The sequence below is a fragment of the Marinobacter sp. genome, from assembly GCF_048266785.1.
GTDB lineage: Bacteria > Pseudomonadota > Gammaproteobacteria > Pseudomonadales > Oleiphilaceae > Marinobacter.
This window is the reverse complement of sequence record NZ_JBLWYX010000017.1, coordinates 28,808-41,541: the sequence shown is the minus strand read 5'-3', so window position 1 is coordinate 41,541 and position 12,734 is coordinate 28,808. Positions and strand designations below refer to the sequence as shown.

Here is a 12,734-nt window from a genome sequence, read left to right as displayed (position 1 = left end):
ACTGGGCGAAAGTGTGCCGCACAGGGCAGTGGACGCGGGATGATAGCGAGTGGGATCAGTTGAGTTGCCACTGGTGGCGCCGTCAATGAAGGCGTTTACGATCTAAACGTCGATGTACATGAGCGTTCTCCAAATGAAGTAGTTGTTAGCTTCGGTCCTTTGAAAAATCCCTGACCTGGATCACAGCCGATCAAGCGCTAATAAAGCATTGTCACCCAGCCATACCCGACGGAACTCGCGCTCCGTCTGCCTGGCGGAGGCGTCGCCGGCTTGTTGTTGCGCCTGCAGTAGTCCCCACAGTGCCCAGCCGTTCTTGGGTTGTTTCTTCAGCGCCTGCTGGAAGGTTGCGATCGCCTGTTGGGCACGGCCGTCCTGAAGCTGCACCGCGGCGAGGGTCTGGCGAACCGGGTAGTACCAGTAGGGCGGTTCCATGTAGGCGATGGTGTCTTCCAGGGCTATCGCTTCCTGCAGATGATGTTCGGCGGCCGAATAGTCTTGCCGAGCCTGTTCGGCCCGCGCTTCGACGATGTGCTTGGCGATCTCTAGCAGGGCACGCGCCGGGACGTACTGGGCCTCTAATCCGTCCAGGTCCGCGTTGGTGTACAATTCGTTCAATGCGGTCGCTTCCGCCAATGCTTCGTCGGTCCGGCCTAGCCGGGCGAGCGCCACGCCACGGGCATAGTGCCAATAACCCTTGACGAAGGGGAACTGGTCGCCGGGGTCGTTGAGGGCCAGGATGGCTTCCGGTTCCGCGAACTGGGCGTGGGCGGAATAAGGCGCGGTCTTGATCGCCTGTGCCCAGCCGAGCTCGGCGGAAACCTCGTCCGAAGTGATGGCGTCGAGCTTCTTCGCCGCTGCCAGCACGTCGCCCTTGGCTCCCGCCATTTGGGCGGCGATCATCAGGAAGTGCACGTTGTGCGGATAGTAGCCGAAGCGGTAGAGCGGACTGGCGACATCACCCATCGCCTCCAGCATCCGCTCGTCCGCGGCGATGGCGTCCCGGTTGACCGCCAGTGAATCCTTGTAGCGGCCGACCCGGCTATAGATATGCGCCGGCATATGCGTCAGATGGCCGGCCCCCGGCATGGCACCGCGCAGGGCATCCGCATGGGGCTCCGCGCGTTCCGGGGTCGAGGAGGCTTCCACGGTGTGAATGTAGAGGTGCGCCGCCGCCGGATGGCCCGGCGCGGTGACAAGCGCACGCTCCAGGGTGGCGACGATATCCGCCGCATGTCCCTTGGGGGTGTTACCGTCCGCTTCCCAATAATCCCAAGGCTGCAGGTTCATCAGCGCATCGGCGTAGAGCACCTGGATATCCGCATCCCGCGGATAGCGCTGGGCGACCGTCCGGATTGCGGCCGCCCAGGCCTGATCCAGCGCCGCACGTTCCGAGTCCGAGTCGGGGGAGTAGCGCTTGGCTAGGGCCTCGATCAGCGCCTGCTCCTTGAGAGAAGCCGCATCCTTTAGCGCCATCGCCCGGGTGATCGCCTCGAAGGCCGGCGCGATGACTTCATCGTGCATGGCATCGTTGATATTGGAACCTAGCACGAAGGCCTCGCCCCAGAAGCACATGGCACAGTTCGGATCCAGCCGCTGGGCCTCGCGGAAGGCGCGACGCGCCTCGGCATGATTGAAGCCCCAGGCGAGCTTTAAGCCTTGATCGAAATACGCCTGGGCTCGTGGGCTACGGGTCGTGATCTTATAGCTGCGGCTGCCGAGCCCAGTATACAGAGGCACCCGAGCGGCGGAATTCGCCGTCGGCTCGGCGCGCTCGCCGGCGTAGCCGACGCCGGGCTTGAAGAGTTCCGTCTTGCGCGCGTCCTCGTGAGCGAAGGAAGCGCTACAGATTGCGGCGGCGAGCACCGCCGCGGTAGTCAGGGTAAATGTCCTGGTTTTCATGATAAGTCTCCTGTCGTCGGGTGGGCGTTGTTGGTCTGACCCAAGCTGTTGTCTGGATTAGCTCGCCATGGCGTCGCCGGTGATGAAAGCCGCAGCGATGGTACTGACATGGCGCAGATCCGTGCCGCAGCAGCCACCGAGTACATTGACCCAAGGCATCCTGGCGACTAGTGCGCGATAGAGAGACGCCAGCTCCCGGGGGTTGCCCGCATCGAGTTCCTCCGCGGCATCCAGTTCCGCGTGGCTGCAGCGCGAGGCGTTACAGCGCAGCCCCTTGATGCGGCGCAACCAGCCGGCATCGGTAATGGCGTCGAGAAAATGTTCCGGATGCGCACAGTTGATCATGAAGTAGGCCGCCGCCTGGCGAGTCGCTGCATCGACTTCGACGATGGCGTCCCCCAGAGGCTGACCGGTGGGCAGCCGACCGTCCGTCTCCACAGTGAATGAGACGACGATGGGCAGGCCGGCCTTGTGCGCCGCCTTGACGATGCCGGTGGCCTCCTCGGCTTGGGTGAAGGTGAGTGCCGAGACCATTTCCACCTCGCTGTCGACCAGCCAGCGGACCTGCTGGGCGTGATACTCCTCAGCCTCGGCGGCATTCAAAAGCGATTCCGGCGCGTAGGCGTCGCCCTTGGGACCGATGACCGCATTGAGCACGATAGGACCTTTGTTGCCGGCGAACTCATCTCGCAACGTCGCGATGAAGTTTACGGCTTCAAAGTTCGCCGCGCGCAGCTCGGCTTCCGTTGCGCCCAGGTCCTTTGCCCAGTGGCTGTGGGCCTTCCAGGTTGGAGTGTCGAGGATAAAGCCGGTCCTGCATTCCTGAGCGAGGGACAGGAATCCGCGAAAATACTCGGCGAGGGCATGGCGGCCCGCTGCGCTGGAAAGCAGGGTGTGGGCGGCGAATTCGCGAATCTCGACGCCGTGGTTGAAGATGAGATCTGTCTCCAGCCCGCCATCGGTCAGAAACAGCTCGCCGGAGGCTTGCGGCAGTGCTTTGGTGATTTTCGTGTGCTGATTCATGGTGGTGTACCTCGTTGGGCCCGGCCCTTTGCCGGGTCTCACAACACGAAATTTATCCCGCTGCCGTGGTATCCACCGTTGTATCGAGCGTGGATTTTTGGCTAAAAGCCGTCGAAACTATGGTAATGTCGAAACGACAGGTAATAAGGCCACTCGGTGAGTGCGAACGATGTCTAAGCTCGCGATTCGAACCCTGGGAGAACTGGCGGTGAGCCGGGATGGCGTGGTCGTGCCCTTGCCGGCGTCGAAGAAGACCCGCGCCTTGTTGGCTCATCTCGTATTGACCGCACGCCCCCAGCGTCGCGATCGGCTATGTGAGATGTTCTGGGAGATACCCGACGATCCACGTGCCGCCTTGCGTTGGTCGTTGAGCAAATTGCGCCCGGTGGTCAACGACGCCGACGTCGTGCGGCTGGACGCGGATCGTGAGCGCGTCACCTTTCTGGAACTCCAGGTCGAGGTCGATATTCACCGTCTGGTAGCGCGGCTTAAACAGCCCGATTTGCGGGCCACCGAACTGGCCGAGATAGCGGATCATTTGCGGCAGCCGCTACTCGAAGGCATCGATCTGCCGAAACAGGCGCTCTTCCAGCGCTGGCTGACCGCCGAGCGTGAGGAGATACGCCGTCTTCAAACCCGCGTGGCGCAACGGCTGGCCACCCATGTCGACCTGACCCCCGATCACGCCTTGCCCTGGAACCGGGCTTGGTTGGACGAGGACCCGTTCAACGCGGAGGCCGGCGCTCGGCTTCTTAGCCGGCTTCGTCAGCTGGATCAAGTTCAGGAGGCCGAATCCTTGTCCCGGGAGTTGGATCGGCGTTTTCGCAGCGCCGGCATCCAGTGGCCGCTGGAACCCGATACGGCACCTGGCGCCACCAAGCAGGAATCGGCGACACGCCATGACGCCCGGCAGTTGCTGGCGCGTCAGAAGGTCCACTTCTGCACGGCGGCAGATGGAGTGCGAATCGCCTATGCGTGTGTCGGCGAGGGAACACCACTGGTCAAGGCCGCGAACTGGCTGACGCATCTGGAGCTCGACTGGGACGCGCCGGTCTGGAGCCCGCTGTTTCGCGAGCTCGCCAGCAAGCATCTTCTGGTGCGTTACGATGAGCGCGGCAATGGCCTATCCGACTGGGACGTCGGCGAGATTTCGTTCGACGTCTTCGTGACGGATCTCGAGACGGTTATCGACGCCCTCGGCCTCGAGCGCTTCGCGCTGCTGGGCATCTCGCAAGGGGCCTCGGTCTCGATCGAGTACGCGGTGCGTCACCCCGAGCGCGTCTCGCACCTTATTCTGTTCGGCGCCTATGCCGCCGGTTGGCGGGTCAACGGGTCGCCGGCGACCATCAAGGAACGGGAGGCCATTCTGGCTTTAACGGAGACGGGTTGGGGGCAGGACAATCCGGCCTATCGACAAATCTTTTCCTCGACCTTCATGCCCAGCGCGAACTTCGATGAACTTACATGGTTCAACGAGTTCCAACGGCACACCACCTCGCCGGAAAATGCGGCGCGCTTTCTGTCGGCGTTCGGTGACATCGACGTACGCCATCGTCTTGCCAATGTGCGGGTGCCCACGCTGGTCATTCATTCTCAGGGAGATGAGCGCGTTCCAATCAACTCGGCCCGTGAGATAGCCGCGGTCATTCCCGACGCTGAATTCATGAGCCTGAAAAGCGATGGCCATCTGCTGCTTGGCCGCGAGCCGGCGGCTCAGGAATTTGTCAACGCAGTGAGACGATTCGTGGCGGGGTAGGGGAGAGCGGCGGTCCTGCTCAATCTTTCGCCGGGGCCCAATATGGCGTTCATCCTTGGACAGACGACCACCGCACCACCCGGGAATTTCTTGTGGTCCTACATTGTAACTCTGTAATTAGCTGCGTGGTATCGTGGGTCGAGCGAGGCAGCAGAATTCGCCTGACTGCGTATATTGCACACACAGAGGGAAGATTACGCCTTCAGCCAACATAGCAGGGCGCACACTCACGCACTTCGACCGTGGCGAAACGCGCAGCCGGGCATTGCTCAGCGAGAGCGATCGCTTCATGTCGATCAGTGCAGTCGATCAGGAAAAAACCGCCGATCATCTCCTTCGACTCGGCAAATGGGCCATCACGTAGAACCGATTTCTCGCCACGCTGCCGGATTCGAACGCCGTGCTTGTCCGGGCGCAGTGAGCGACTAACCAGTAGCTTTCCGCGGGCAGTGAGATCGTCGCCGAAGCGCACCATCTCGTCATACAGCGCCCGGCCTTCTTCTTCACTACGGGATTCGCGCTGCCCGCGCGTTTCGACGATCATCAGTAGATACTCCATGGTGTCCTCCGCAAGGTATTGAAACGATCAACGGCTGCAGATTAATCAAAGTCATTGGAATCCTGAGTTGATCCGACGATGATCATATCGCGCATGCCCTTCTCCTGGAATCTGGTCAGTGATTAAATTCCGGCTTCACGGTAGCGACGAATGAAGGCACCGTAAATCGACCATCGGTCGGCGGTATAAAGCATCGACCAATAGCAGGATCGATGTAATCCTATTGTTGGTCACGCACTACATCTCTCGATGAAAAAGCGCTCTGATAAATCGTTGGCGAGGGGGACTGGCGCCTTGGCGAAGATGAGAGGCTTCTCGTCCGGAGGCAACAGTTGCGCGAGTGGTGTTTTCCTAAAACGCCAATATCCTAAGGAAAGGGGGCGGGATTACGAGTTTAGTGGATTCTTTCGAGACTCAGCAATTAACCTGCGTGATCAGGGGCACTACATAGTGGTGCCGAAAGGTGTGTGGCACACAGCAAAGACGAAGCGGAAATCAAAATTGTTGTTCATTACTCCGGGTCAAGGTACCCAACACAGGGTGGATCAGTAGTTGAAGAAAATGCACGACCACAGAAAGTACTAAATTCGTCGTCCGAAGCAGGAGCGAGATTTCCCCGCTTGGAGGTACTTAACGGAGCTAATCATGAAGGGATCTTATAGAGGGTTGCTGTTAAGCCCGACGGGATAGATCACAGCGCCAGTTTGAACCGGAGCAAGGAGATTAGCTGCAGAGCGCTTTCTAATAGTTACTTCACGGCGTGTTTTCTTCCACTCCATCATAAAGTGACGTAATGAGAGGGCATTTAACGTCACCTTGCTGAGCGCAGCACTCCTGCACTAACCCGTCCAGCGCACGCTCAATGCGTTGCAGGCTTGAAATTTTCTCCCGCACACTGGCTAGTTTCTGCTCACCCAATACCCGTGCTTCATCGCAATGGGTACCGTCCTGCAGTGTCAGCAGGCCGCCAATTTCATCCAGGCTGAATCCCAGCCATTGGGCCGTTCGAATGAAGTGAAGGCGTGCCAATGCCTGGTCGTCGTAATGACGAATGCTCCCATAAGGTTTTTCAGGTTCTGCCACCAACCCCCGGCGCTGGTAATAGCGGATGGTTTCCACCCCCATACCGGCGGCCTTGGCCAGCACACCGATGGTCATTGAACGTCGTTTTTTGGACATGGCTCTTGATTCCGTAGCTGACTACGGGAGTAACCTTATCTTAGTCACCTATGTCATGAAAGGATCCATTGTAATGTCAGAGACCAAGTCCGGTCGCGGTTCGCTGTTTGCAGGAGGCGTCGCAGCCATCCTGGCATCTGCCTGCTGCCTCGGCCCCCTGATTTTAATCACGCTGGGCATTTCCGGCGCCTGGATTGGCAATCTGGCAGCCCTGGAACCCTACCGGCCATGGTTCATCGGTGCGGCGCTGGTAGCAATGGTCTTTGCCTGGCGTCAGATATATCGACCTGCCGGGGCCTGTCAGCCGGGTGATGTGTGCGCGGTACCGCAAGTGCGCACGGCCTACAAGGTCGCTTTCTGGATCGTCGCGCTGCTCATTCTGACTGCGTTGGCTTTCCCCTTCGTCTTACCCCTATTTTATTGAGAGGTACTACGCCATGAAAAAATCACTGATCGCCAATGCGTTATTCCTGTTGGTTAGCTTGCCCGCCCTGGCGGCGCAACAAACGTTCACCTTGTCTGTGCCTGGTATGACCTGTTCGGCCTGTCCATTCACCGTTAAAGCTGCCCTCAATCGAGTCGAGGGCGTGAGCTCCGTCGATGTCCGTTATGAAGCACGTGATGCGACGGTCACCTTCGACGATGCGAAAACTTCCGTTGAGGCACTGACTCAAGCCACGACTAACGCGGGCTATCCGTCCACGCTGAAGCAGCCCCAGGCGAAACAGGAGTGACCATGCAAAATCCCAAAACCCTGTTGCGAGTGAGTGTTATTGGCACTGTGCTGGTCGCGCTTTGCTGTTTTACGCCGATATTGGTGATTTTATTTGGGGCGGTAGGTCTGGCTGCGCTGATCGGTTATCTCGATTACGTGTTGTTCCCTGCGCTCGCCTTCTTTATTGGCCTGACCTGCTATGCCGTTTGGCGCAAGAAGAAACACGATGCCTGCTGCAATAGCCCATCTATCAAGGAGTAACGGTTATGAGCGACAACAAATTGCACATTGCAGTCATTGGCAGCGGCGGTAGTGCCATGGCCGCGGCGTTGAAAGCGACTGAACTCGGCGCCCGAGTGACGCTGATTGAGCGCGGCACCATTGGCGGAACTTGCGTCAACATTGGCTGTGTGCCCTCCAAAATCATGATCCGGGCGGCTCACATCGCCCATTTGCGCCGCAAAAGTCCGTTTGATGAAGGCATTACGGCGACTGAACCCACGGTCGACCGCCCCTTGTTGCTGGACCAGCAACAAGGTCGTGTGGATGAACTGCGTCACGCCAAGTACGAAGGAATCCTGAAGGACAATCCTGATATTACAGTCGTGCAGGGAGAGGCCCGGTTTATGGATGCCCGTACGCTTCTGGTCAAAGGTACGGACGGCAAAGAGCGCGAGATCGGCTTTGATCGTGCGTTCATTGGCACCGGTGCGCGGCCAGCCATTCCCCCGATTCCTGAGCTGTTCGATACGCCGTACTGGACCTCCACCACGGCGCTCGCCAGCGACACCATTCCGGACCGACTGATTGTCATCGGGGCCTCGGTGGTAGCGGTGGAGCTGGCTCAGGCGTTTGCCCGCCTGGGAAGTAAGGTGACGATTCTGGCACGCAGTCGACTGTTTTCCCGCGAGGATCCGGCTGTTGGAGAGGCCATTCAAAACGCGTTCCAAACCGAGGGCATAAAAGTCCTGAACGACACTCAGGCAAGCCAGGTTGGTTATACCAATGACGAGTTCATTCTCGCCTCGACTGCCGGGGAACTGCGGGCAGACCGGCTTCTCGTGGCGGTGGGACGCACCCCGAACACGGACAGACTGAATCTGGATGCGATCGACTTGGAGACCAGTCACGGAGCGGTGATCGTGAACGAGCAACTGCAGACTCGGATGCCGGGTATTTACGCTGCCGGCGACTGTACCAATCAGCCCCAGTTTGTCTACGTTGCGGCGGCGGGAGGCAGTCGGGCAGCGGTCAACATGACCGGCGGCGATGCACGGTTGGATCTCAGTGGCATGCCGCAGGTGGTCTTTACCGATCCGCAAATTGCAACCGTGGGTTTGTCCGAGGCAGATGCTGAAGCTCAGGGGTATGACACCGACAGTCGCACCCTGACCCTCGACAACGTGCCACGGGCGCTGGTTAACTTCGATACCGGGGGCTTCATCAAGATCGTCGCGGAGCGTGAAAGCGGACGATTACTGGGTGTTCAGGCCGTGGCAGGTGAGGCAGGTGAACTGATTCAGACCGCTGTGATGGCCTTACGCGCACGCATGACCGTTAACGACATTGCGAATGAGTTGTTTCCCTATCTGACCATGGTAGAGGGGCTCAAGCTGTGTGCCCAGACGTTCACCAAGGATGTCACCCAACTATCCTGTTGTGCAGGCTAACGCCTAAGGCGGCGACGCCCATGAACGACATCCGTCAAATGGTGAAACTGGACGTGCACACCAAGCCTACTCCGGCCATCTGACCGATGAGGCGAAAGCGATGAATTGGTCTATTTCGGCCTGATTTTCGCTTTCACCCCATTCAAATCCAATAGATCGTGTTGCTGACAGCTCGGTAATTGGCCGTTTAACGATATTCAGTGATTCGTAGTGTTCAGGGACAATAGCAATGCCAGCCCCCTGTTCCACCAGGGAAAGTGCCCGGTCGTCCTGATCGGTGATGTATGCCACATTCAGTCGAACGCCCGCTGTTTTCATTAACACTTTTAACATGTGGCGGTATTCGCAGTGAGAGCGAGATACGAAGGGTTCATTCTCCAGATCAGCGAGACATAATGAAGGCGCCTCACTCAGATGGTGACTGGCAGCCATAGCCACTTTGTAAGACTCAGAAAACAGGAGCTTTGAGTAGCTGACGTGCCGTCCTTTCTCAGGTTGTTCCGGAAGTATGGTTAGTGAAAGATCAATCCGGCCTGCCACAGCCAGTCTTTCCATTTCTTCGCTTGAGGCGTCGAAAACCTGGAGTTTGAGACTGGAATTCTCCCGTCGGTATGGCTCGATCAGACGGGCTATATTGGCAATAGACAATGTATTGACAACGCCTAGTCGCAGCATCCTTTGCTGGTCATGGTTTTTTAGCTCATCCCGGGCTCTGTTGCATTCATTTACTATCTGCGTTGCCCGTTTGAGCAGGGTTTGTCCTGCAGGCGTCAATACAACGCTGCGTTTGTTGCGCGTAAAAAGCCGGACTCCCAGCTCTCCTTCCAGTTTCGCAATCGATGCTGATAGCGCTGGTTGCGAAACAAAGGCCCTCTTCGCACCTCGAGTAAAGCTCTTTGATTCGGCAGCCGCCAGAAATAGGCGAAGTTGTTGTAGCTCCATACAATAACCATTGGTTGTGGTTGGCATTCAAACAATCGATTTTATCTATGTTATGCGCTGGTCTAGGCTGTTACCAGTTCTTTGGCTGAATCAGGAGAAAGGAATGGGCATCACAGACAAACATGGTAGGCCTTTATACGATACCGGTCTCAGAGGTACCTATGAATGATCCTGTTCAGCGCTATAGGGTGCTGACAGCCGGAGTGCTGAACCTGATCCTGGTGATGGGAATTGCGCGTTTTGCCTATACGCCATTGCTACCTGTTATGCAGCAAAACACCAGCTTGGGGCCGGCGGAAGGCGGTTGGCTGGCCTCAGTGAATTACCTCGGGTATCTCTTGGGCGCAATCATCGCGTCGTTAGTAAGTGATATGCAGGTAAAGGATCGACTCTACCGCATAGGGCTCGTCATGGCGGTTGTCACCACGGCTGGGATGGGGCTGACCGAGAACGTATGGCTGTGGTCTATTCTCCGTTTTCTGGCAGGACTAAGCTGTGCAGCCGGCATGTTGATTGGTTCCGGTCTGGTTTTGCACTGGCTGATGCGCAACAACCATCGTGGAGAGTTAGGCATTCAGTTCAGTGGTGTTGGCCTCGGCATGGTTTTGTGCGCAGTTGCGGTTGAACTGATGAGCGCCGTGTTGGACTGGCGCCAGCAATGGTTTGTGTTTACCGCGCTTGGCGCCGTCATTCTTATTCCTGCATGGGTGTGGCTTCCGAGGCCGGAGCCCACGCCGACGGCTGTGAATTCTAAAGCCATGGACGATTCTCCCCCGGATTCCTCTTTTATCAAGCTATTTGCCTTAGCCTATTTTTGCGCAGGCATCGGTTACGTCGTGAGCGCAACATTTATTGTCGCTCTGGTTGATGAGCTTCCTGGCCTTGAGGGTAAGGGGGGATGGGCGTTTCTTGTTATGGGTGTGGCGGCGGTCCCGAGTGCCATTATTTGGGATCTGATCGCGCGACGCATAGGAAATCTGAATGCCCTTATCGCAGCCAGTCTGCTTCAGGCCTTGGGAATTCTCTTGCCGGTTATCGAACCGAATATCCTGCTCACAATGATAGGTGCGGTTCTATTTGGTGGCACATTCGTGGGCATTGTTTGTCTGGTTCTGACTATGGCTGGGCGCTTTTATCCTTCCCGCCCTGCGAAATTCATGGGGAAAATGACCATTTCTTTTGGCATCGCTCAGATTATTGCGCCGGCGATCACTGGACTACTCCGGGAGCACACAGGAGATTACGCCTCAGGGCTCTACGCAGCCTCTGCGGCGATGCTCTTTGGTACCGTATTGCTGGTCATGGCCAAGAGTCGGGAAGTCAATCCAAAGACAACAGTCGGCCTCGTTAACTGAACATCGTGAAGCCGTTGCTTTGCTACACGGCTCGGGCTTGCGGCCAGTCGGTCTCTTGATTGGGTTATCACTCAGGGAAATACAAACTATATCTGTAGCGTATTAGTTATCTCGGTCAATCGGGTGCATTTTACTGTGAACCAACCCATAACCGGAGTATACAGATGACTGACATTGTTCATGTTACTGACGCGAACTTTGGCGAAGTAGTCGTAGGAAATGAAAGAGCTGTTCTGGTCGACTTCTGGGCACCATGGTGCGGCCCATGCAAAGCTGTGGCGCCGCTTCTCGAAGAAATTGCCGACGAATTTGGAGGCCAACTGACAGTTGTCAAGGTCAATGTGGACGACAGCCCTGAAGTTGCGGCGAGGATGAAAATTCGAGGCATTCCAACGCTGGTACTTTTCCGCGATGGTGAGGTGGTTGCACAGCAGACCGGTGCCGGTAGCCTGAGCCAGCTTCGCACCTTTGTGAAAGGGCACTTGTAGCAGTCATTGAAAAGCCTCCGCATTTGGAGGCTTTTCATTTTGGTCTTCCCGGAACTCATCACGTCGGTTTAACCTGGTTGCGACGGCAACTTTTACCGGTCAGACTAAAAACGGCTCTTCTTGCCGAGGTATTTTAGCCATGAAAACTCAAGAGCTTCAGTTGCTCTATATCTTTGACGCGATCATGACGGAGCGTTCGGTCACCCGGGCAGCCGACAGGCTTGCCATGACCCAGCCGGCGGTCTCCAACGCAATTTCCAGGATGAGGCACATCTGGAATGACCCTCTTTTCGTGCGCAAAGGGCGGAATATCGAGCCAACCTCATACGCATGGAGCCTGTGGGATCAGGTTGGTGGGCCGATGTTTGCCCTGACGAATGCTGTACATGCGACCCAATTTGATCCGGGGGCTTCACGGCGCAAGTTCCGTGTCGCGGCAACCGACGTGATTGTAGAGCTGATCTGGCGTCAGTTGCTTGAGTTGCTTGAACGCGAGGCCCCGGGCGTTGACCTTCATGCTGTACCTTATACCCCAGAGGGTTCTCGCGATGCTTTACGTGAAGCCCATGTCGATCTTGCAGTCGGAATGTTGAATCACCACGATCACAGTCTTCGCAGCACCTGGTTGTTTGACGGAGGGTATGCACTGGCGATGAGAGCGGATCATCCACTCGCCGGCAGGCAAATAACTATGGAGGAGTTTCTGGACGCCCGTCACCTGCTGGTGAGCATGTCCGGAGAGGCTCACGGTTTCGTGGACAGTTATCTGGATCAGAAAGGGAAGAGTCGACGCATTGCGGCTACCGCCAACCACTTCTCCGTTGTTCCCGAAATATTGAAAGAAACCAATCTCATTGCGGCCATTCCGGAAATAATCAGTCAGGATTGCGGTTTCGTGAATGATTTGTGGATGGGCGACCTGCCGTTCGACGTTGACCCAACCAGCCTCTACCTTATCTGGCATGCCCGCCACGACCGGGATCCGGGGGTCATCTGGATACGGGATCACATCGAAAGGCTCCTTCAGGAGCGCTGGCATGACGTCATGACAAACTCTCCGTGTGGCCGGTCGAGAAAAAAGGTTGCCGAGAAAAAAGTCAGGTTGGCCAGCGGCTAAGTCTTGGAAGGGCTGGCGTGAACCCGATTGG

13 protein-coding genes and 1 pseudogene are annotated in these 12,734 nt (G+C 57.2%); 8 read left to right on the top strand and 6 right to left on the bottom strand.

Annotation, left to right across the window (positions count from 1 at the left end):
* Positions 1-180 precede the first annotated feature (180 nt).
* Positions 181-1,899 (bottom strand): tetratricopeptide repeat protein, encoded by a 1,719-nt coding sequence (locus ACN0V1_RS18070; RefSeq protein WP_417546325.1) that lies wholly within the window; start codon positions 1,897-1,899, stop codon positions 181-183.
* A gap of 57 nt (positions 1,900-1,956) precedes the next feature.
* Entirely contained in the window at positions 1,957-2,922 is a 966-nt protein-coding gene (locus ACN0V1_RS18065; protein ID WP_417546324.1) for a homocysteine S-methyltransferase family protein, read from the bottom strand.
* Positions 2,923-3,091: 169 nt separating this feature from the next.
* Between ACN0V1_RS18065 and ACN0V1_RS18060 the strand changes: the two genes are divergently transcribed.
* Positions 3,092-4,678 carry an alpha/beta fold hydrolase gene (locus ACN0V1_RS18060; RefSeq protein ID WP_417546323.1) on the top strand — a complete coding sequence of 529 codons (1,587 nt, stop codon included), beginning with the start codon at positions 3,092-3,094 and terminating at the stop codon, positions 4,676-4,678.
* A 202-nt stretch (positions 4,679-4,880) separates the two neighbouring features.
* Here the strand turns inward: ACN0V1_RS18060 and ACN0V1_RS18055 are convergent, their stop codons facing one another.
* Both ACN0V1_RS18055 and merR read right to left on the bottom strand, forming a co-directional pair.
* Complete coding sequence (locus tag ACN0V1_RS18055) at positions 4,881-5,237, bottom strand: YciI family protein (protein ID WP_417546322.1); 357 nt, start codon at positions 5,235-5,237, stop codon at positions 4,881-4,883.
* A 753-nt stretch (positions 5,238-5,990) separates the two neighbouring features.
* The gene (merR, locus tag ACN0V1_RS18050; protein WP_417546321.1) at positions 5,991-6,416 is read right to left on the bottom strand and encodes an Hg(II)-responsive transcriptional regulator; all 426 of its coding nucleotides are present in this window, start codon (positions 6,414-6,416) and stop codon (positions 5,991-5,993) included.
* 73 nt (positions 6,417-6,489) lie between these two features.
* Between merR and merT the strand changes: the two genes are divergently transcribed.
* From merT to merA, 4 genes are read left to right on the top strand one after another with little or no spacing between them, the layout of a single operon-like run.
* Positions 6,490-6,840 carry a mercuric ion transporter MerT gene (gene merT, locus ACN0V1_RS18045; RefSeq protein WP_417546320.1) on the top strand — a complete coding sequence of 117 codons (351 nt, stop codon included), beginning with the start codon at positions 6,490-6,492 and terminating at the stop codon, positions 6,838-6,840.
* Between the two features lie 13 nt (positions 6,841-6,853).
* Complete coding sequence (merP, locus tag ACN0V1_RS18040; protein ID WP_417546319.1) at positions 6,854-7,150, top strand: mercury resistance system periplasmic binding protein MerP; 297 nt, start codon at positions 6,854-6,856, stop codon at positions 7,148-7,150.
* Positions 7,151-7,152: 2 nt separating this feature from the next.
* On the top strand, positions 7,153-7,392 hold the full coding sequence (gene merF / locus ACN0V1_RS18035) for a mercury resistance system transport protein MerF (protein ID WP_417546318.1): 240 nt from the start codon (positions 7,153-7,155) through the stop codon (positions 7,390-7,392).
* 5 nt (positions 7,393-7,397) lie between these two features.
* Positions 7,398-8,801 (top strand): mercury(II) reductase, encoded by a 1,404-nt coding sequence (gene merA, locus ACN0V1_RS18030; RefSeq protein WP_417546317.1) that lies wholly within the window; start codon positions 7,398-7,400, stop codon positions 8,799-8,801.
* A 66-nt stretch (positions 8,802-8,867) separates the two neighbouring features.
* Here merA and ACN0V1_RS18025 read toward each other — a convergent pair whose 3' ends face one another.
* Both ACN0V1_RS18025 and ACN0V1_RS18020 read right to left on the bottom strand, forming a co-directional pair.
* Complete coding sequence (locus ACN0V1_RS18025; protein WP_417546357.1) at positions 8,868-9,476, bottom strand: LysR family transcriptional regulator substrate-binding protein; 609 nt, start codon at positions 9,474-9,476, stop codon at positions 8,868-8,870.
* Positions 9,477-9,569: 93 nt separating this feature from the next.
* Positions 9,570-9,743: pseudogene (locus ACN0V1_RS18020) on the bottom strand (LysR family transcriptional regulator); the annotation flags it as partial.
* 161 nt (positions 9,744-9,904) lie between these two features.
* On the opposite strand from ACN0V1_RS18020, the gene ACN0V1_RS18015 reads away from it, so the two are divergent.
* The 3 genes from ACN0V1_RS18015 (at position 9,905) to ACN0V1_RS18005 (ending at position 12,703) form a co-directional block, all read left to right on the top strand.
* Positions 9,905-11,098 (top strand): YbfB/YjiJ family MFS transporter, encoded by a 1,194-nt coding sequence (locus ACN0V1_RS18015; protein ID WP_417546316.1) that lies wholly within the window; start codon positions 9,905-9,907, stop codon positions 11,096-11,098.
* A 158-nt stretch (positions 11,099-11,256) separates the two neighbouring features.
* Positions 11,257-11,586, top strand: a complete 330-nt coding sequence (trxA, locus tag ACN0V1_RS18010; RefSeq protein WP_417546356.1) for a thioredoxin — start codon at positions 11,257-11,259, stop codon at positions 11,584-11,586.
* Between the two features lie 139 nt (positions 11,587-11,725).
* Positions 11,726-12,703, top strand: a complete 978-nt coding sequence (locus ACN0V1_RS18005) for a LysR family transcriptional regulator (RefSeq protein WP_417546315.1) — start codon at positions 11,726-11,728, stop codon at positions 12,701-12,703.
* Positions 12,704-12,734: the final 31 nt, after the last annotated feature.

Coding starts and splice junctions, on each gene's coding strand:
- ACN0V1_RS18070 (WP_417546325.1), bottom strand. CDS start 1,899: ATGAAAACCAGGACATTTACCCTGACTACCGCGGCGGTGCTCGCCGCC.
- ACN0V1_RS18065 (WP_417546324.1), bottom strand. CDS start 2,922: ATGAATCAGCACACGAAAATCACCAAAGCACTGCCGCAAGCCTCCGGC.
- ACN0V1_RS18060 (WP_417546323.1), top strand. CDS start 3,092: ATGTCTAAGCTCGCGATTCGAACCCTGGGAGAACTGGCGGTGAGCCGG.
- ACN0V1_RS18055 (WP_417546322.1), bottom strand. CDS start 5,237: ATGGAGTATCTACTGATGATCGTCGAAACGCGCGGGCAGCGCGAATCC.
- merR (WP_417546321.1), bottom strand. CDS start 6,416: ATGTCCAAAAAACGACGTTCAATGACCATCGGTGTGCTGGCCAAGGCC.
- merT (WP_417546320.1), top strand. CDS start 6,490: ATGTCAGAGACCAAGTCCGGTCGCGGTTCGCTGTTTGCAGGAGGCGTC.
- merP (WP_417546319.1), top strand. CDS start 6,854: ATGAAAAAATCACTGATCGCCAATGCGTTATTCCTGTTGGTTAGCTTG.
- merF (WP_417546318.1), top strand. CDS start 7,153: ATGCAAAATCCCAAAACCCTGTTGCGAGTGAGTGTTATTGGCACTGTG.
- merA (WP_417546317.1), top strand. CDS start 7,398: ATGAGCGACAACAAATTGCACATTGCAGTCATTGGCAGCGGCGGTAGT.
- ACN0V1_RS18025 (WP_417546357.1), bottom strand. CDS start 9,476: ATGCTGCGACTAGGCGTTGTCAATACATTGTCTATTGCCAATATAGCC.
- ACN0V1_RS18015 (WP_417546316.1), top strand. CDS start 9,905: ATGAATGATCCTGTTCAGCGCTATAGGGTGCTGACAGCCGGAGTGCTG.
- ACN0V1_RS18005 (WP_417546315.1), top strand. CDS start 11,726: ATGAAAACTCAAGAGCTTCAGTTGCTCTATATCTTTGACGCGATCATG.